At 27.6% G+C, this 18,801-nt stretch carries 12 protein-coding genes; 7 read left to right on the top strand and 5 right to left on the bottom strand.

The window, feature by feature from the left end; all coding sequences use genetic code 11:
* Window positions 1–45: 45 nt before the first annotated feature.
* Window positions 46–351 carry a hypothetical protein gene (locus AB0T67_RS02065; RefSeq protein WP_369218939.1) on the top strand — a complete coding sequence of 102 codons (306 nt, stop codon included), beginning with the start codon at window positions 46–48 and terminating at the stop codon, window positions 349–351.
* A 1,164-nt stretch (window positions 352–1,515) separates the two neighbouring features.
* The gene (locus tag AB0T67_RS02060) at window positions 1,516–3,192 is read left to right on the top strand and encodes an RluA family pseudouridine synthase (protein ID WP_369218938.1); all 1,677 of its coding nucleotides are present in this window, start codon (window positions 1,516–1,518) and stop codon (window positions 3,190–3,192) included.
* Window positions 3,193–3,617: 425 nt separating this feature from the next.
* Here AB0T67_RS02060 and lon read toward each other — a convergent pair whose 3' ends face one another.
* Window positions 3,618–6,074: an endopeptidase La gene (gene lon, locus AB0T67_RS02055; protein ID WP_369218937.1), complete on the bottom strand. Its 2,457-nt coding sequence runs from the start codon at window positions 6,072–6,074 to the stop codon at window positions 3,618–3,620.
* A gap of 423 nt (window positions 6,075–6,497) precedes the next feature.
* Here lon and AB0T67_RS02050 point away from each other — a divergent pair, with 423 nt between their 5' ends.
* Window positions 6,498–7,055 (top strand): HNH endonuclease, encoded by a 558-nt coding sequence (locus AB0T67_RS02050; protein ID WP_271232021.1) that lies wholly within the window; start codon window positions 6,498–6,500, stop codon window positions 7,053–7,055.
* A gap of 2 nt (window positions 7,056–7,057) precedes the next feature.
* On the opposite strand, the gene AB0T67_RS02045 is transcribed toward AB0T67_RS02050, so the two are convergent.
* The 4 genes from AB0T67_RS02045 to AB0T67_RS02030 all read right to left on the bottom strand — a co-directional run bounded on the left by AB0T67_RS02045 (window position 7,058) and on the right by AB0T67_RS02030 (window position 11,776).
* Window positions 7,058–7,672, bottom strand: a complete 615-nt coding sequence (locus AB0T67_RS02045) for a LysE family translocator (RefSeq protein ID WP_369218936.1) — start codon at window positions 7,670–7,672, stop codon at window positions 7,058–7,060.
* 94 nt (window positions 7,673–7,766) lie between these two features.
* Entirely contained in the window at window positions 7,767–8,801 is a 1,035-nt protein-coding gene (locus AB0T67_RS02040) for a quinone-dependent dihydroorotate dehydrogenase (RefSeq protein ID WP_369218935.1), read from the bottom strand.
* Between the two features lie 71 nt (window positions 8,802–8,872).
* Window positions 8,873–11,299 (bottom strand): phenylalanine--tRNA ligase subunit beta, encoded by a 2,427-nt coding sequence (gene pheT / locus AB0T67_RS02035; protein WP_369218934.1) that lies wholly within the window; start codon window positions 11,297–11,299, stop codon window positions 8,873–8,875.
* 183 nt (window positions 11,300–11,482) lie between these two features.
* Complete coding sequence (locus tag AB0T67_RS02030; RefSeq protein ID WP_369218933.1) at window positions 11,483–11,776, bottom strand: hypothetical protein; 294 nt, start codon at window positions 11,774–11,776, stop codon at window positions 11,483–11,485.
* 109 nt (window positions 11,777–11,885) lie between these two features.
* Between AB0T67_RS02030 and AB0T67_RS02025 the strand changes: the two genes are divergently transcribed.
* The 4 genes from AB0T67_RS02025 (at window position 11,886) to AB0T67_RS02010 (ending at window position 18,793) form a co-directional block, all read left to right on the top strand.
* The gene (locus tag AB0T67_RS02025; protein ID WP_369218932.1) at window positions 11,886–12,515 is read left to right on the top strand and encodes an NUDIX hydrolase; all 630 of its coding nucleotides are present in this window, start codon (window positions 11,886–11,888) and stop codon (window positions 12,513–12,515) included.
* A 52-nt stretch (window positions 12,516–12,567) separates the two neighbouring features.
* On the top strand, window positions 12,568–13,389 hold the full coding sequence (locus AB0T67_RS02020; RefSeq protein WP_369218931.1) for a lysophospholipid acyltransferase family protein: 822 nt from the start codon (window positions 12,568–12,570) through the stop codon (window positions 13,387–13,389).
* 48 nt (window positions 13,390–13,437) lie between these two features.
* Complete coding sequence (locus tag AB0T67_RS02015) at window positions 13,438–14,529, top strand: M42 family metallopeptidase (protein ID WP_369218930.1); 1,092 nt, start codon at window positions 13,438–13,440, stop codon at window positions 14,527–14,529.
* A gap of 238 nt (window positions 14,530–14,767) precedes the next feature.
* Window positions 14,768–18,793 carry a M43 family zinc metalloprotease gene (locus AB0T67_RS02010; RefSeq protein WP_369218929.1) on the top strand — a complete coding sequence of 1,342 codons (4,026 nt, stop codon included), beginning with the start codon at window positions 14,768–14,770 and terminating at the stop codon, window positions 18,791–18,793.
* Window positions 18,794–18,801 lie beyond the last annotated feature (8 nt).

Here is an 18,801-nt window from a genome sequence, read left to right as displayed (position 1 = left end):
TTTTTAGATAAATTTAGATATATGTTGTTATCAATAAATAGTAATATGATTATAATTATCTCGGTAATATTCTATTCAATTGTAGTTTTAATAGCTTTAAAAAAATATGCAAACATGCCTTTTTCGGGTAACGAAGCTGCTGGAAATGCAATAGCTAAAGGTTTAACTTTCTTCTATGGATTAGGAATTATTTTTTTAATTGCAGTTTTTTTGACAATTATAAATGCTTTTTTCTATAAAGGAATTAGTAATAATTGGATTAAATTTCTTTTTTTCATCCCTATAGGATTCCCTTTATTAATTCTTACGCTTATGTTTTTTAACGTAAGACTCCCCCCATTTCAACGTTGATATTAGTAGTTCAAAAGATAAGAAATTAAAAGAGAATTGGTTTTTGAAATCAGAACAAAAGAAAATTTAAATAATACTGGTTTAGTATTTTATACTATCAAAATAAATCTGTATTCATATATGTTAGCTAAAAAAATAGAAAACGGTTTCTATATATATGAACATAAAAATGTCTTTATAGAAATAACTCATTTTATATTAGCACCGATAAATACAGGACAACCGTTTCTTATTTATCAATACCTAATGATTTTTTAATCATTCCTTTTTTTACTTCTTGGGAAAGAATTTATGAAATATAGATGAAGAAAATAAAAACTCTGTTGACTGTTGAATTAAAATTTAAACGCAAAAGTAATTTTTTTTAAAATCAGTATCTTACTTGACCAGGATCAATTCTTTTTACAAAAGTAATCAATCTCTAACTCTGTGTGACCACCATTTTTTGAAAATAAATTACTTAAAAATAAAAGTTTAAGTAGTGTTACATTTGTTAATCGTGTGATTTCTGAGTGTTAGTAAACTTTTTAATTTAATCATTCACAAATATATAAACCCTAATAAAATAAACCGGCTACAGCTAATAAATAAGATGAAATAAAGTTCCCTACTCTCTTTCTTTAACTCGAGCAGTTTCTAGCCTTTTAGGGTAGGTCAAGGTTTGAAAAAACAATATAAGAGTAATAAAATTTCAAACTTATTTTTATACATATGTAACTTATTGCGATTTTAGATAATTCGATACGCTAATGACAATAGTAAACAGGAGTAAGATGTGTTAAATGTTAACTAGTAATGTGTTTTGGTTGATATTTGTAAATATCAGTAAGTCAGCGATTATGTTATTTTTGTTTTTAAACTTAAAAATACAAACTCCTCTGCTCTTACTTACACTTATCTTATCTTGGTTTGTTCATTTAATTTAATTTAGATAAAATAAGTACTTCCATTCATAAAGAAGGTCTATTTATTTTAGACAATTTAAAGAGTTCTTAATAATCTAGTGTTTTGAATACTCATCTCTTATTTAAAAAAAAGAGTACATCTCTACCCTACCTTATTTTATAATGAAAATATAATTTTATAGTAGATGAATGAGATTAATAAAGTAGTAAATAAAATAAGTTCAAAAAAAGTATATTTGCTTAAAACAGTCACTCTATTTTGAACACACATTTTCAATATTTTTCTAGTCCTATAAATGAAATACAACTTCCTAAGAAATTTACTTTCCCATTTTATTATGAACCACACCCTTTATGTAAATTAGCTACAAAAGAAATAATTAATTATTTAAAAAATCAAACTGATTTTGAGCATAACTTCGGGTTAAATTCATCTAAAAAAGGGATTCCTATTGGTAAAATGTTTGGAGTTTTAGTTGTAAAAAACAAAGAAAATGAAATTGGATATATTACAGCTGTTTCAGGGAAATTGGCTGAGACAAATACACATGTAAAATTTATTCCCCCTGTTTATGATATGCTTTCAGAAGATTCTTATTACTTAAAAGAAAAAAAAACATTAATAGAAATAAATTACGAATTAGAATCTTTAGTTGCAAATATTGAATACAAAAAATTAGTTATTGAAAATGAATTAGAAAGTAAAAGAGCTATATCTGATATTCAAGAAAAAAAAGAAGCACTACAAATTGCTAAGAAAAATCGAAGTTTAAAAAGAGATAAAGCGATAAACAAACTATCCCCTGAAGAATTTATTGTTTTAAAAAGTAAATTAAGTAAAGAAAGTATAGAGTCTAAACATTTTTTTAATAACGTAAAACGTTACTGGGAACATACTTTAAAACCTACAAAAGAAAAACTTTTACTTTTTACACATAAAATAAATAGTCTAATAGATAAACGCAAAGCTAAATCCATTGAATTACAAATGTATATAGCGAAACAGTATCAGTTTTTAAATTCAAAAAAAGAAACAAAAAATTTAACTGAATTGTTCTCAGGAGTTTCTCTTCACAATTTACCGGCTGGTTCTGGAGAGTGTGCGGGGCCTAAACTACTACAGTATGCTTTTTTACATGATTTAAAACCAATTTCAATGGCAGAATTTTGGTGGGGAAAATCACCAAATAAAGAAATCAGAAAACATCAGCAATTCTACCCTGCTTGTCAAGGAAAATGTAAGCCTATTTTAACACATATGTTATCTGGAATTGAAATGGACACAAATCCTTTGTTAAAAAATCCTGCTATTGGTAAAGAAATTGAAATTATTTTTGAAGATAATGAGCTTATAGTAGTATATAAACCTGAAGATTTTTTGTCAGTACCAGGAATTCATATTAAAGATTCTGTATATACTCGAATAAAACAACAAATAAAAAATATTTCAGGACCTATTATTGTACACCGTTTAGATATGGCTACTTCAGGTTTATTAGTTTTAGCTAAAAATAAAGAGTCTCATAAATTTTTACAAAGTCAGTTTATTAATAGAACAATTGAAAAAAGATATACAGCTTTATTAGATGGAATTGTTACTAAAAATAAAGGCACAATTACGCTTCCTCTTCGTGTAGATTTAGATGATAGACCCAGACAATTAGTATGTTATGAGTACGGAAAACCCACAAAAACAAACTGGGAAGTTATAGAACGAAAAGAAGGGAAAACAAAAATTTACTTCTACCCTATTTCAGGAAGAACACATCAATTAAGAGTGCATGCCTCTCATAGTTTAGGTTTAAATACTCCTATTGTTGGAGATGATTTATATGGGAAAAAATCAAAAAGATTACATTTACATTCAGATACTTTAGTCTTTTTACATCCAATAACTAAGAAAAAAATGTATTTTAATAAAAAATCTGAATTTTAGACAAAAAAAAGATTAAATAGATGTGTTTTTTTTCGATAATTATAAAAATTTAATACAATGATATATTAAATATATTAAAGTCCTAAATAACGAATATTTTTAATAAACTAATAATTATACACTTTTTATTGTTTTAATCTTAAATAATTTATTACAATAATAAATATTTATTAAAATTTAATTATCAATAACATTCTGTAATATTGTGTTTTAAAAAATATACAAAATGAAATTTAAAGAATAAGCTTACTATACTTTAAATAAAGTAAAAATGAACTGGAGTATTAAAAACTCTTATTTATTGATTTAAAAGTATTTTTTGAATATGCTAATTTTTTTTAATATTTATTTCACCACTAATATTAACCGTTAAAAATCAAAAAAAACCTCTCAAATATTTGAGAGGTTTTTTTAAAAAAAAGTATTTAATCTAATTTCTTAGCATTTTTTACTTTTTGCTTTGTAAGTGCAATATCAATTACTTCATGCATTTCAGTTACATAATGAAAAGTTAAACCTTTTAAATAACTTTTCTTAATTTCTTCAATATCCTTTTTATTATCAGCACATAAAATAAGTTCTTTAATATTAGCACGTTTAGCTGCTAATATTTTTTCTTTAATTCCACCTACTGGTAATACTTTTCCTCGAAGCGTAATTTCACCAGTCATTGCTAATCTATTTTTAACTTTACGTTGTGTAAATACAGAAACCAATGAAGTTAACATAGTAATACCAGCACTTGGTCCATCTTTAGGAGTTGCTCCCTCTGGTACATGAATATGTACATCATTTTTTTCTAAAACTTCAGGATTAATACCAAATTCTTCTGCATTTGCCTTAATGTATTTCATTGCTATTGTAGAAGATTCTTTCATTACTTTACCTAAATTACCAGTAATAGAAAGTGCACCTTTTCCTTTTGAAATAATAGATTCGATAAATAAAATATCTCCACCAACACTTGTCCAAGCTAAACCTGTTACAACACCAGCAACATCATTATTTTCATATTTATCACGTTCTAAACGAGGTGAACCTAAAATAGTTTCAATATCTTCATTGGTTACATCAATATTATACTCCTCTTCCATCGCTATTGATTTCGCTGCAAAACGAACAACCTTAGCAATTTTTTTATCTAAACCACGTACACCTGATTCACGTGTATATCCTGCTACAATTTTTTCTATTTGTTTTTTACTAACAGTTAAATGCTTCGTAGATAATCCGTGTTCTTTTAATTGCTTTGGTAATAAATATTTTTTAGCTATTTCAATTTTTTCTTCAATAGTATATCCTGTAACATTAATAAGCTCCATACGATCACGTAATGCCCAAGGAATTTGACCTAAATTATTTGCGGTCGCAATAAATAAAACTTTAGAAAGATCATAAGGAACTTCTAAATAATTATCATAAAACTCTGTATTTTGCTCAGGGTCTAAAACCTCTAACATTGCTGAAGAAGGATCTCCTTGATTGCTCTGACTTAACTTGTCAATTTCATCTAAAACAAAAACAGGGTTTGAAGTTCCCGATTTTTTAATATTCTGAATTAAACGACCAGGCATAGCACCAATATAAGTTTTACGATGTCCGCGAATTTCAGCTTCATCACGTAAACCACCTAATGACATACGAACATATTTGCGTCCTAATGCTTCAGCAACTGATTTCCCTAACGAAGTTTTACCAACACCTGGAGGTCCGTATAAACAAATAATTGGCGATTTCATATCTCCACGTAATTTTAAAACGGCTAAATGTTCTATAATACGTTCTTTTACTTTTTCTAAACCAAAATGATCTCTATCTAATATTTTTTGAGCTCTCTTTAAATTAAATTTATCTTTAGAATAAATATTCCAAGGTAATTCTAACATTAACTCTAAATAATTACGTTGTACACCATATTCTGCCATTTGAGGGTTCATTCGTTTTAAACGATTTAATTCCTTTTCAAATGTTTCACTAACTTTTTTATTCCATTTTTTTGTTTTAGATTTTATCCTCATTTCATCTAATTCCTGATCATGAGAAACACCACCTAATTCATCTTGAATGGTTTTTAATTGCTGATGTAAATAATATTCACGTTGTTGTTTATCTAAATCAGAACGAGTTTTAGATTGAATATCATTACGTAATTGTAATTTCTGAAGTTCATTATCTAAGTTACCTAATGTTAAAAGAGCACGTTCTCTTAAATTATCTTCTTCAAGTAATACTTGTTTTTTGGCGACACTTAATTCCATATTAGATGAAATAAAATTTACCAAAAATGAATTCGATTGAATATTTTTAATAGCAATTGAAGCTTCAGAAGGTAACATTGGATTTTCTTTAATAACCTCTAATGCTAGTTCTTTTATAGATTCTATAATTGCTTCAAATTCTTTTTCATCTTCAATTTCCTTATATTCAATAACTTCATTAACTGTTGCTTTTAAATAAGGGTTTTCTTGTGTAATTTCATCAATTACAAAACGTTTTTGTCCTTGAATAATAACAGTTACGTTACCATCAGGCATTTTAAGAACACGTAAAATTTTTGCGACAACACCTGTTTTATGAATATCATTTAAACTAGGATTTTCAATAGCAACATCTTTTTGTGCAACAACACCAATGATTTTATCACCTTTATTTGCATCTTTTATTAACTGAATAGATTTATCTCTACCAGCGGTAATAGGAATTACAACACCAGGAAATAACACAGTATTTCTTAGTGGTAAAATTGGTAATTCAGCAGGAATTTTTTCTTTATTAATTAATTCTTCATCTTCAGGAGTTAATAATGGGATTAATTCTGAATCCTCATTAAAAGCATCTTGAAGCGACAAATTGTCTAAATGTATTATTTTTGATTTGCTCATATTTTTTATAGGTGTCATAGTGACATTTTTATACTATTTAAAATACTATAAAACGCACTTTTAAACTTTTAATTAACTAGTAAACAGTATTTTAGTAATATTCTTAATTAAAGTACTATTTTGATGTTTATATAAAACAATTGTTATGCCAAGTAAATATTTTTTTTACATAACAGAATTATACTAATATAAAAATACGGATAGTTTTATTAAAAATATTATTAGCTACTGTTTTTTTTAATATTGATAAAAATGTAGCTTAATACTGGGATAGGTTCTTTTATAAGTAATACTATTATTATACATATCTAGTTGAAAATAAGCTTTTTAATGCTAATAAATATAATTAAAAGAAATTTTGTATTTTTACGTAAAATAATAAAATGCTATTTATTATTAAAGTTCAGATAAAATATTGAAAATATGATACGAAACTACAGAAATGAAATGTGGAAAGAAATAATATTTGATAATAAAATCTCTGAAAAAGAAAATTTTAAAATATCCAATTACGGTCGAATTATTAATTGTAAAACCGAAGAAGAATTATTAGTAAAAGTATCTTTTATTAATGGTTACCAAAACCTACCTTTAAAACAACGTGTAAATGGAAAAACAACTAGTAGGTATGTTCATAAACTAGTTGCTGAAACTTTTTTACCTCGTAAAGAAGGTGATCAATATGTCATTCATTTAAATTATGATAAAAAAGACAATAGACTTGAAAATCTTAAATGGGCTACAAAAAGAGAAAAAGAAGTACATCAGTTTACAAATCCTGAGTATGTAAATAAGGTTCATAAACACAGACCTAATACAGCAAAACTCACAGAAACAAAAGTAATGTTAATCAAAAGAAAATTAAATGACCCTAATAGAAGGACTCGTTTAAAAATGATTGCAAAACAATTTGGTGTTTCAGAAATGCAACTTCACAGAATTAAAACTGGTGAAAATTGGGGATATGTTAAAGAAGGCTAATTTTATAATAAAATTAATATTGCTATCCCTATAAAAACAATTATTTGCGCCCATTTTAGGTACACACCTATTTGGGCATTTTTTTTTATGTTTTTTGAAATGGAACCTGCTAAAAATGCAATAGCTGAAAAAATAATAAATGAAATTAATATAAACAATCCACCTAATATATAAAACTGAACAACAGTTGATAATGTTTTCGAAAACAAAAACTGAGGGAAAAAAGCTAAAAAGAAAATCGTTACTTTCGGATTTAATACATTCATCCAAAAGCCTTTTTTAAATAATTGAAATGTAGATTTTTTAACAATATTATTTGTTGAAAAAGTAATTTTAGCATCACTCTTATATACTTGATAAGCTAAGTATAATAAGTAACTAGCACCTAATAATTTGATACTGAAAAATAAATTTGGTTGTTGCTTTATCAATTCTGAAATTCCAAAAGCCACTAAAGTTGTGTGAATAATACAACCAGTCATTAAACCAGCTACAGTTGCTAAACCATATTTTTTACCATTTACAATACTTTGTGTTAATACAAAGATATTATCAGGTCCTGGTGAAATAGCCAAAGTTACTGTTGCTACAGAAAAAGAAAGTAATATTTCTAACATTTTTAGTGTTTGTTTTTTATGCAAAAAAAAATGAAGTAACTATTGTATAGATTACTTCATTCTTATTTTTATTTTTTTTTGAAAAAGTATTTATCTAGTATCTGGATAAAATAGCTTTGTTTATTTTTTTAACTAAACTTGGTCCTTCATAAACAAATCCTGTATAAATTTGAACTAAATCAGCACCTGCATCAATTTTTGCTAAGGCATCTTTTTCAGAATGAATACCTCCAACTCCAATTATAGGAAATGCTTTTTTAGAATTATCTGCTAAATATTTAATTACTTTTGTACTTTTATCTTTCACTGGCTGACCGCTTACTCCACCATTACCAATTTCACTTAATCTTTCTTTCGAAGCTTTTAAGTTATTTCTATGTACAGAAGTATTCGAAGCAATAACACCATCAATTTTAGTTACTGCAACTAATTCAATAATTTCATCTAATTGCTGATTATTTAAATCTGGTGCAATTTTCAATAAAATTGGTTTTTGTTTTACTTCTTTATTATTTAATTTTTGTACTTCTGTAATTAATTCTTTCAGATAAGAAACATCATCCAATTTTGCATGACTACCAACATTTGGACAACTTACATTTAAAACAAAATAATCTACATAAGGATGTAACCCTTTAAAACAAGTTAAATAATCAGCTGTATAATTTTCTGGAGTTGTATCCGTATTTTTTCCAATATTTCCTCCAATAATTATTTTTCCTTTATTCTTTTTTAATTGTTGAATTGCAAGTTCTAATCCTTCATTATTAAAACCCATTCGGTTGATAATTCCTTGATCATCCTTTAAACGAAATAATCTTTTCTTCGGATTTCCCGCCTGACCTTTTGGAGTTACAGTTCCTATTTCAACAAAACCGAAACCAAAATTTGCTAACTCATTATATAGTACTGCATTTTTATCGAAACCTGCAGCTAAACCAACAGGATTTTTAAATGTTAATCCGAATAAATTACGTTCTAATTTTTTATCATTCACTTGATACATGCTTCTAAATATTGAAGAAACAAATGGTATTTTAGATAGTGTTTTTACTAATGAAAAAGTAAAATAATGAACTTTTTCTGGATCAAAAAGAAAGAAAATTGGACGAATTAATAATTTATACATATTTTTTTATTGAATTGACTGCTACTAATTTATTTTTAAATATAAAAAAAGCTCCAAACGGAGCTTTTAAATTATCTTAAAACAGCTTCTAAGTTTTTCTCAAAAGTTGTTTGTAGTTTTTGCATTATTTTATCAATCTGTTTATCGTTAAGTGTTTTATTTTCATCTTGTAAAACAAAACTTACTGCGTATGATTTTTTACCTTCTGGTAATTTATCACCTTGATACACATCAAATAAATCAACTTCTTTTAATAATTTCTTTTCCGATTGAAAAGAAAGATTATAAATTTCTTTAAACTCTACTTTATCATCTAATAATAAGGCTAAATCTCTTTTTACCGATGGAAATTTTGCTAATTCAGAAACTTTAATTTTCTTATTTCCTGCTAAATTTAAAATATTTTGCCAATTAAAATCCGCAAATAATACTTCTTGTTTAATAGAAAACTCTTTTAAAATTTTTGTTTTTAAAACTCCAAATTCTACTAATTTTGTTTTTCCTAAACTTAATACTAATCCTTCAGAAAATAAATCTGATTTTATAGGTGAAGCTTTTAAATTATCAAAACCTAATCTGCTAAATAAATTAGTTACAATTCCTTTTAAATAAAAGAAATCAGAAGTTTTATTAGCTAAATTCCAAGTATCTTTTGTTCTATTTCCTGTAACAAATAAGGTTAAATGTTTATCTTCTTGATATCCGCTTTCATATTTATGATATGTTTTACCAAATTCATAAAATTTCAACGCATTATTTTTTCTGTTGATATTATAAGAAATAGATTCTAAACCGCTAAACAATAAAGATTGACGCATCACTTTTAAATCGTTACTTAACGGATTTAACATTTCTACATTATGCGCTTCATTTAAATTTTCTGATAAATCAATATAATCAGCTTTTGTTAAAGAATTTGCCATTGTTTCGTTAAAACCTAATGAGGTTAACTGATTTGCAACAATGTTTTCTACTTTAACATTTTTATCATTATCAAAAGAAATCGATGTATTTAATTTGTGAGAAAATTCAATATTATTATATCCGTAAACTCTTAATATTTCTTCAATAATATCAGCTTCACGTTGTACATCTACTCTGTAAGAAGGAATTGTTAAACCTAAACCACCTTCAGTAATACTATTTATTTTAATATCTAAAGAAGCTAAAATATTTTTAATAGTTTCTTTAGGAATTTCTTGTCCTATTAATTTATACGTGTTTTCAAAAGATAAGAATACTTCAAAATCTTCTATTTTATCAGGATAAAACCCTAAAACATCAGAAGATATTTTTCCTCCAGCATATTTTTCAATTAATAAAGCAGCACGTTTTAAAGCATATTCTGTTAAACTAACATCAATTCCTCTTTCAAAACGGAAAGAAGCATCGGTATTTAAAGCGTGTCTTTTAGCTGTTTTACGAATAGAAATAGGATTAAAATAAGCACTTTCTAAGAAAATAGAAGTAGTATGTTCTGTTACTCCAGATTTTAATCCACCAAAAACACCTGCAATACATAAAGGATTATCATCTGCATCACAAATCATAATATCATCAGCTGATAATTCTCTTTCAACCTCATCTAAAGTTGTAAATTTAGTTCCTTCTTCTAAGGTTTTTACAACAATTTTATTTCCTTTAATTTTATTAGCATCAAAAGCGTGTAATGGTTGCCCTAATTCATGTAAAACATAATTTGTAATATCTACAATATTATTTTTAGGAGCAATTCCAATAGCTTTTAATCTATTTTGAATCCATTCTGGAGAATCTTTTATTTCAACATCAGTAATAGTAATTCCACAATAACGAGGAACAATATTTTTATCTTCTACTTCAATATCAATTCTTAAAGTACGTTCATCTACATGAAAATCAGATACAGAAGGCGAAATTAATTCTAAATTTGTTCCTTGATGCATTAACCCTGCACGTAAATCACGAGCTACACCAAAGTGACTCATTGCATCTGCACGGTTTGGAGTTAAACCGATTTCAAAAACATAATCTGTTTCTATCTTAAAAACGTCAGCACATGGTGTTCCAGAAACTAAGTTTTCATCTAAAACCATAATTCCGTCATGACCTTTTCCTAAACCTAATTCGTCTTCGGCACAAATCATTCCGAAGCTTTCTTCACCTCTTATTTTTCCTTTTTTAATGGTAAAACTTTCTCCATTATCATCATACAAAATTGTACCAACAGTAGCTACAGGTACTTTTTGACCAACATCTACATTAGGAGCTCCACATACTATTTGAATAGGATTTCCATCACCTAAATCTACTGTAGTTACTTTTAACTTATCAGCATTTGGGTGTTTTATACATGTTTTTACTTCACCAACTAGAATACCTTTTAGGCTTCCTTTGATGCTTTCAACAGTTGCTATTCCTTCTACTTCCAAACCTAAGTCTGTCAATAATTCTCCTGTTTTTTCAGCTTCCCAGTCAGTTTGTAAAAATTGTCGTAACCAATTGTATGATATTTTCATAGTCAATCTATAATTTATGACTGCAAATTTACGGAAAATAAAGCAAAAAACTACCCTCCTTTTATTATAGGATTTACCCTACTGATTTTTAACTATTTAATATATAAACAGTACTAAATAAATGTTTGTTATACTAGTGTTAAGCTAGTAAAATTGACTTTTATTGTTGATATAAAAGAGTTATTAAATTGTCTTTGATTCTAATTTTTTAGGTTTGTTTAAAATATATGTATACAACCACATTATTGTAAAAGTTGGGATTATATCTAAGCCAGGGATTGCTTCTTCAATAAAAGAAATACCAGCGGCTATTTTACCTTTATTTCCTTTATACATTTTTGTCATTAAATATGCTGATGCTGGTGCCCAAACAACATCGGATAATTCACCTAAAGCAGGTATGGCATAAGAGATTAATCCTATTGCATCAAATAATAAACTGAGTGCTAATTTTGTGTATTTATTTTCTCTATTCATTTAATTAAAATTAGTTATAATTTAATAATATCAAATTCCAAGCCAAGTTACTTTATTTATAAGTTTATAAATATGTATTTTTACTTTAACTAAAAATCTAAAATAAAAAATGATTTTTTCTGATTTTAAAAATAAAATTGAAGATTTACAGAACAAACCTTTAGGTGGCTTAGCTTCTCAATTAAAACTTGCACCAAAATTAAGAACGCAATTTTCTGAAGAATTAATTGAAAGTAAAAACCCAAAAAAGGCAGCTATTTTAGCATTATTTTATCCAGATGAAAATAATCAAACACGTTTTTTATTGACTTTAAGAGCTAGTTACAAGGGCAAACATTCTGCTCAAGTTAGCTTTCCTGGAGGAAAAATAGATGAAAAAGATTCAAATCTTAAAGAAACTGCTTTAAGAGAAACTTTTGAAGAAGTAGGTATTCTTTCTAATGATATTAAAATTGTCCGCCAAATTTCAGATTCTTACATACCTCCAAGTAATTTTTTAGTGACACCTTTTATTGGAATTACTCAAAAAAAACCAGCTTTTAAAACAAATTATGAAGTTGAGAACTTAATAGAAGTTTTAATAAGTGATTTGTTAAATGATTATAATTTAACATCAAAAGAAATGGAGACCTCTTATATGAAAAAAATTAATGTACCATGCTTTAAATTAAATGATTATATTGTTTGGGGTGCAACGGCTATGATGTTATCTGAAATTAAAGATTTATTAAAACAGTAATATTTTCTATTTCTTTTGTAATTTAGCTGTTACAATTAAAAACTAACTACAAATGCCTTTATTAAAAAGGAATCCTTTTGGACATATATTGTTTGTTAAAAGGCTTCTTATTCAAGCACTTGGTATTATTTCTCATGGTAGATACCGAAAATTTAATGAACTACAAATCGAAGGATCTGAAATTTTAAGAAACCTTCCTGATAAAAACGTATTATTTATTTCAAATCATCAAACTTATTTTGCTGACGTAGCTGCTATGTTTCATGTTTTTAATGCTTCTTTAAAAGGTCGTGATGATAACATTAAAAACTTAGGATACTTATGGACTCCAAAATTAAACACCTATTATATAGCTGCTGGTGAAACAATGCGTTCAGGTATATTACCTAAAATATTTGCTTATGCAGGTTCTATTTCTGTTGAAAGAACTTGGAGAAGTAAAGGTCAGGATGTAAAAAGACAAGTTAAAATGTCGGATATTTCTAATATTCGTAAAGCTTTAGATGATGGTTGGGTTATTACTTTTCCGCAAGGAACAACAACACCTTTTAAACCTGTTCGTCGTGGTACTGCTCATATTATTAAAACATACAAACCTATTGTAGTTCCTATTGTTATTGATGGTTTTAGACGTTCTTTTGATAAAAAAGGATTGGTCATAAAAAAACGTAATGTTTTACAATCAATGGTTATTAAAGAACCTTTAGATATTGATTATGAAAATGAAGATGTAGCAAGTATTATTGAAAAAATTGAATATGCTATAGAACAACATCCTTCTTTTTTAAAGGTGTTAACACCAAAACAATTGAAAGAACAAGAAGAGTTTATTGAAAAGCGTAGTTTTTGGGGAGTTGATAACCCGCAAGAATAAAAGCAAGAATAAAAAAGAACAAGAAAATAAAACCTAAATAAATCAATTATGGCTAAAAATAAATCAATTTTAAATGAGAAATCAATAGATTTCTTAGCTAAATATTTAAATAACGCTGCTCCTACTGGTTATGAATGGGAAGGACAGAAAATTTGGATGGACTATCTAACGCCTTATGTTGATGAATTTATTACTGATACTTACGGTTCTGCTGTTGGTATTATTAATCCTGATGCTAAATATAAAGTGGTTATTGAAGGACATGCTGATGAAATTTCTTGGTATGTAAATTACATTACTGATGATGGATTAATTTACGTAATTCGTAATGGAGGTTCTGATCATCAAATTGCACCTAGTAAAATTGTAAACATTCATACTAAAAATGGTTTTGTAAAAGGTGTTTTTGGTTGGCCAGCAATTCATACAAGAAATAAAGCAAACGAAGAAGCTCCAAAACCTGATAATATTTTTATTGATACAGGTTGTAGTACTAAAGAAGAAGTTGAAAAATTAGGTGTTCATGTAGGTTGTGTAATTACATATCCAGATGAATTTCATATTTTAAACGGAGACAAATTCGTATGTCGTGCTCTAGATAACAGAATGGGTGGATTTATGATTGCCGAAGTCGCTCGTTTATTAAAAGAAAATAAAAAAGATTTACCTTTCGGTTTATATATTACAAATTCTGTTCAAGAGGAAATAGGTTTACGTGGTGCTGAAATGATTACGCAAACTATAAAACCAAATGTAGCTATTGTTACCGACGTAACACATGATACTACTACTCCAATGATTGATGAAAAAAAAGCAGGTCTTTTAGAGATTGGTAAAGGACCGGTTATTGCTTACGCACCAGCTGTACAGCAAAAATTACGTGATTTAATTATTGATGCTGCCGAAGAAAATAACATTCCTTTTCAACGTTCTGCGTTATCAAGAGCAACAGGAACTGATACGGATGCTTTTGCTTATAGCAATGGTGGTGTTGCTTCTGCATTAATCTCATTACCGTTACGTTATATGCATACAACGGTTGAAATGGTACATCGTGATGATGTTGAAAATGTTATTAAAATGATTTATGAAAGTTTATTAAAAATAGAATACGGAGAAGATTTTTCTTATTTTAAATAATTAGAAATATTATATTTTCTAAGAGCCTCAATAATTATTGAGGCTTTTTTTTATGCTAAATTTTTATCTAAAAATTAACTTAATTACAAGTTTAATTAGAATATAGACTCTTATTAAAATAAATAAGAATCTACTGAGTACTTGACCTTTATGTTAATAAACCGTTACGTTACAGTTAATTAACATGCTTAAAAAACGTATATTGTGAGCGAATTTTTTTAATTAAAAACCCTTAAAAATGAGAAAAAAAATTATTCACTTATTAGCACTAAGTGTAGTATTGTTAATTTCTAAGAATGTAAATTCTCAAGAATTTAATAAACGTACTTGTGGTACAGACCAAGTTATGGAGGACTTGTATAAAAAAAATCCAAATGCAAGAAATGAAGCACAACAATTAAGAAAAACATCAGCAAAACAATCTAAAAAAGTAGCACCTTATGTAGTACCTGTTGTTTTTCATGTTTTTGGTACTGAATTTAATAATGGTTCTATTGTTGATTTAGATATTATTAAGGAAGCTTTAACATTAACTAATGAAGATTTTCAAGGTTTAAATGCAGATTACACAACAATTGATGCTCCTTTTGATGTAATAAAAGCTCCTTTAGATATTACTTTTAAATTAGCACAATTAGATCCTGATGGTAATCCAACTACAGGTGTGGTTTTTCATAGTGAAGCTTCTGGTATGGGTAACTATGGTTCAACTGTTGTACAAAATGTTGCTTGGGATAATTATAAATACTGTAATGTTTATATAGCAAGAGATTTATATGGAGATGGTGATTATTATAATTCAGGAGTTGCTTGGTATCCAAGTAAAGACATGTCTGATCAAAATATAGCAAGAGTTGTATATAATGGTAGTTTTTTAGGTACTAATACAGGTGAAAACTTTCGTTCTGTATTAACTCATGAATTTGGACACTACCTAGATTTAGCGCATACTTTTGATAAAGGTATTTGTAATAATGACCCTAATGATGGTGATGGTGTTGCAGATACACCTTCATTATCTAGTAATTCTTCAGGAACTGGCTGTGCTGTATTACAAAACTGTTTAAACCAAGAAATAAACAGTGAAAACTTCATGGATTATACTGATTGTTATAAAATGTTTACACAAGGGCAAGTTGCTAGAATGACAAATGCTTTAGAGAATTCTGTTTCAAGAAATACTTTATGGACAGAAGCTAACTTAATAGCAACAGGACTTTCATCTGATTTAGGAGCAAGAATAATTTCTTCTTCTAATGCCTTAGAAGAACGTTATTTAAATGATGGTGTAATTGAGGCTACTGTTGATTTAAATTGTGTTGATTGTACTTTTACTAACAACTCAGGTAACTTAACTTTAGGTACTGATTATACAATTTCTAATTTACCTGCTGGTTTAACGTCAAGAATTACATTAAATAGTAATACAAAAGCTGTTTTATATTTAGAAGGTACAGCAACTAATAATGAAGCTGTAAATTCAGTTGCTGATTTAGTAATTACATTTTTAAATCCTATGGTAAATGGTAATGTTGCTGATTTATATAGCGATAACTTAAAATTAAATATAAATTTTAAAGATACTTATACTGAGTTTTGTAATGTTAGTATAGGGTACCAACTCTACACACATATTACTAAAGTAGATTTTAATGGTACTACTAATGAAACTGGATATGATGGGATTTCTAATTATATTCCTAGCTTAAAGTTTAAAACTAAACAAGGACAAACATACCCATTAACAATTACTGCTAATAAAGGTGCTGGAGGTACTAATGATAATGCAAGAATACAAATTTGGTTTGACTGGAATAAAGATTTTATTTATGATGATTCTGAATTATACGCAACAAAATCATATATTAATTCTGAAGTTGATACTGATGGTAACTATGTATTTACTACTGATGTTACAATTCCTGTTGATGCTGAATTAGGTGATATTGCTTTTAGAGTATTAGCTCATTATGTACAAGGTACAGATGGAGACACAGCTTGTTCTTATATAGATAGTGGTGAATCTGAAGATTATGGGGTTTCTATTTTAGCTGCTGACACACCTTTTACTGTTGACTTTTTTGCAGATAAAACTAATGTTAACTTTGCTCAACAAGTAAACTTCTCTGACTCTTCTATTCCTGCTAATGATGATACAATTACAGCATGGAGTTGGTCTTTTCAAGGAGGTGTTCCAAGTACTTCAACTCTTAGAAATCCACAAAATATTATTTTCCCTGAAGCTGGTGTTTTTGACGTTAGTTTAGAGGTTACAACCGCTAATGGAGATAAAAAAACAATAACAAATGTAGCATATATAACTTCTGCGCTTTCATATTGTGATAGTAGTCCTAATTTTGGAGGATATTTTAATGTAAATAATGTAACTTTAAATACTATTAATAATCAACCATATTTAAGTCAATCTCATAGTTTTTATGATACTGTTTCTACTGAACTAAAAGCTGGAGATACTTATCCTATAACTATAAAAACTCAAAAAGGTGCTGGAGGTAGTGCTGATGTTAACAGAGTAAGAATATGGGCAGACTGGAATTTTGATAGTGAGTTTTCTATTGATGAATTATTAGTTTCAAAAGAAGTAATTTCTTCTAATTATAATGCTAGTGGTGAATTTGAATTTACTGAAAATATTACTGTACCTGCTAATGCAGCTGTAGGTAAAAGAGTTGCTCTTAGAGTAATGGGACATTATGTTGAAGGTACTGATGGTGATTTACCATGCGGTAATTATGATAGTGGAAATACTAATGATTATGCTATTGTTATTACAAAAGAAACTTCTAAATGGACAGGAGCTAGTGATAATAACTGGAATAATGCAGCAAACTGGGAAGGAAATACTTTACCTGCTAACGATAGTGATATAATTATTTTAGCTACTGCTAATATGTTTCCTATAATTAACACTGCTACTACTGCAAATACAGTTGTTATAGAATCAGGAGCTTCTTTAATAGCAAATGCAGAATTAACAGCTACTGTTACTTACAAAAGAAACCTAGCTACTGATAACTGGTATTTAGTAAGTTCTCCTTTAAAAAATGAAACTATTGAAAACGTTTTAGCTAATAATATTTTTGCATTAGGAAACAGTGGTAACGTAGGTTTAGCATCATATAATAATAATGGTACTGTTTGGAATTATCAAAATGGAACTTCAACAGGAAGTGCTACTTCAGGTAAAGGTTACTCTGTTAAATTAAACACAGCAGGTGAACTTGTTTTTACTGGGGCTATAAACTCTAATACTGTTACACTTCCTATAACAACAGCTACAAATAGCTATAATTTAGTAGGTAACCCTTATACTTCTTACATTAATTTAGGTGAGTTTTTTAACGCGAATCCTTTAACAAATGTTGTATCTGAAGGTACTGCCTGGGTATGGAATCAAGCAACTAATAGCTATGATTTAAAACTAGCAGGTATTGATACTAATTTTGAAATTGCTCCAGGGCAAGGATTTTTTATTAGTGCTGCTACAAATACTAATGTAACTTTTGATAAAGCTAATCAATCACATAGTACTGATGCTTTTCAAAAACAAGCAAATACTAAAACTCAAGTTAACATAACTGCTACTTCTAGTAACGGAGCTGTTAAAACTACTAAATTATATTATTTAGAAGGAGCTACAACTGGTTTTGATAATGGTTATGATGGTACTGTTTTTAAAGGAGCTAAAAGCAACTTTAATATGTATTCTAAATTAGTTAGTAAAGAAAACACTAAAGAATATGCTGTTCAGTCTTTACCTAAAGAAAACTTAGAAACAACTATCGTTCCTGTTGAATTAAAAGTAGCTACTGATCAAACAATTGTTTTTTCTGCTGATTCATTTAACTTACCTAATGATACACAGGTTTTTATAGAAGATAAAGAAAATAACGAGTTTGTTAATTTATCTGAAGGAAATTATAGTGTAGCTTTAAAAGGAAATGCTAATACAGCTAATCAATTTTTTGTACACACTTCTAATAAAGTAAATGACGAAGAAATTACTTTAAGTAATATTTCTGTATATCAATCGGCTAAAAACGAGTTAACTATTACAGGTTTACAATCTGAAGGTAATTCAATTACTATTTACTCTACAATAGGAAAACAAGTAATGGCTAAAACTTTTAACTCCAACGGAACTACAATAATAAACTTACCTAAAGTTTCTTCAGGAGTTTATGTTGTAAATGTAACAAGTGGAGCTAAAAAGGTTAACAAAAAAGTTATTTTAAATAATTAAGAAAAAAT

The sequence above is a fragment of the Tenacibaculum salmonis genome, assembly GCF_041053065.1.
In the GTDB taxonomy this organism is placed as follows: domain Bacteria; phylum Bacteroidota; class Bacteroidia; order Flavobacteriales; family Flavobacteriaceae; genus Polaribacter; species Polaribacter pacificus_A.
This window is presented reverse-complemented; position numbering and strand designations above follow the sequence as displayed.

What these genes read in the sequence shown, in the direction of transcription:
- AB0T67_RS02050 (WP_271232021.1), top strand. Translation starts at nt 6,498, where the DNA reads ATGATACGAAACTACAGAAATGAAATGTGGAAAGAAATAATATTTGAT.
- AB0T67_RS02040 (WP_369218935.1), bottom strand. Translation starts at nt 8,801, where the DNA reads ATGTATAAATTATTAATTCGTCCAATTTTCTTTCTTTTTGATCCAGAA.
- AB0T67_RS02010 (WP_369218929.1), top strand. Translation starts at nt 14,768, where the DNA reads ATGAGAAAAAAAATTATTCACTTATTAGCACTAAGTGTAGTATTGTTA.
- pheT (WP_369218934.1), bottom strand. Translation starts at nt 11,299, where the DNA reads ATGAAAATATCATACAATTGGTTACGACAATTTTTACAAACTGACTGG.
- AB0T67_RS02065 (WP_369218939.1), top strand. Translation starts at nt 46, where the DNA reads ATGATTATAATTATCTCGGTAATATTCTATTCAATTGTAGTTTTAATA.
- AB0T67_RS02030 (WP_369218933.1), bottom strand. Translation starts at nt 11,776, where the DNA reads ATGAATAGAGAAAATAAATACACAAAATTAGCACTCAGTTTATTATTT.
- AB0T67_RS02025 (WP_369218932.1), top strand. Translation starts at nt 11,886, where the DNA reads ATGATTTTTTCTGATTTTAAAAATAAAATTGAAGATTTACAGAACAAA.
- AB0T67_RS02045 (WP_369218936.1), bottom strand. Translation starts at nt 7,672, where the DNA reads ATGTTAGAAATATTACTTTCTTTTTCTGTAGCAACAGTAACTTTGGCT.
- AB0T67_RS02015 (WP_369218930.1), top strand. Translation starts at nt 13,438, where the DNA reads ATGGCTAAAAATAAATCAATTTTAAATGAGAAATCAATAGATTTCTTA.
- lon (WP_369218937.1), bottom strand. Translation starts at nt 6,074, where the DNA reads ATGAGCAAATCAAAAATAATACATTTAGACAATTTGTCGCTTCAAGAT.
- AB0T67_RS02020 (WP_369218931.1), top strand. Translation starts at nt 12,568, where the DNA reads ATGCCTTTATTAAAAAGGAATCCTTTTGGACATATATTGTTTGTTAAA.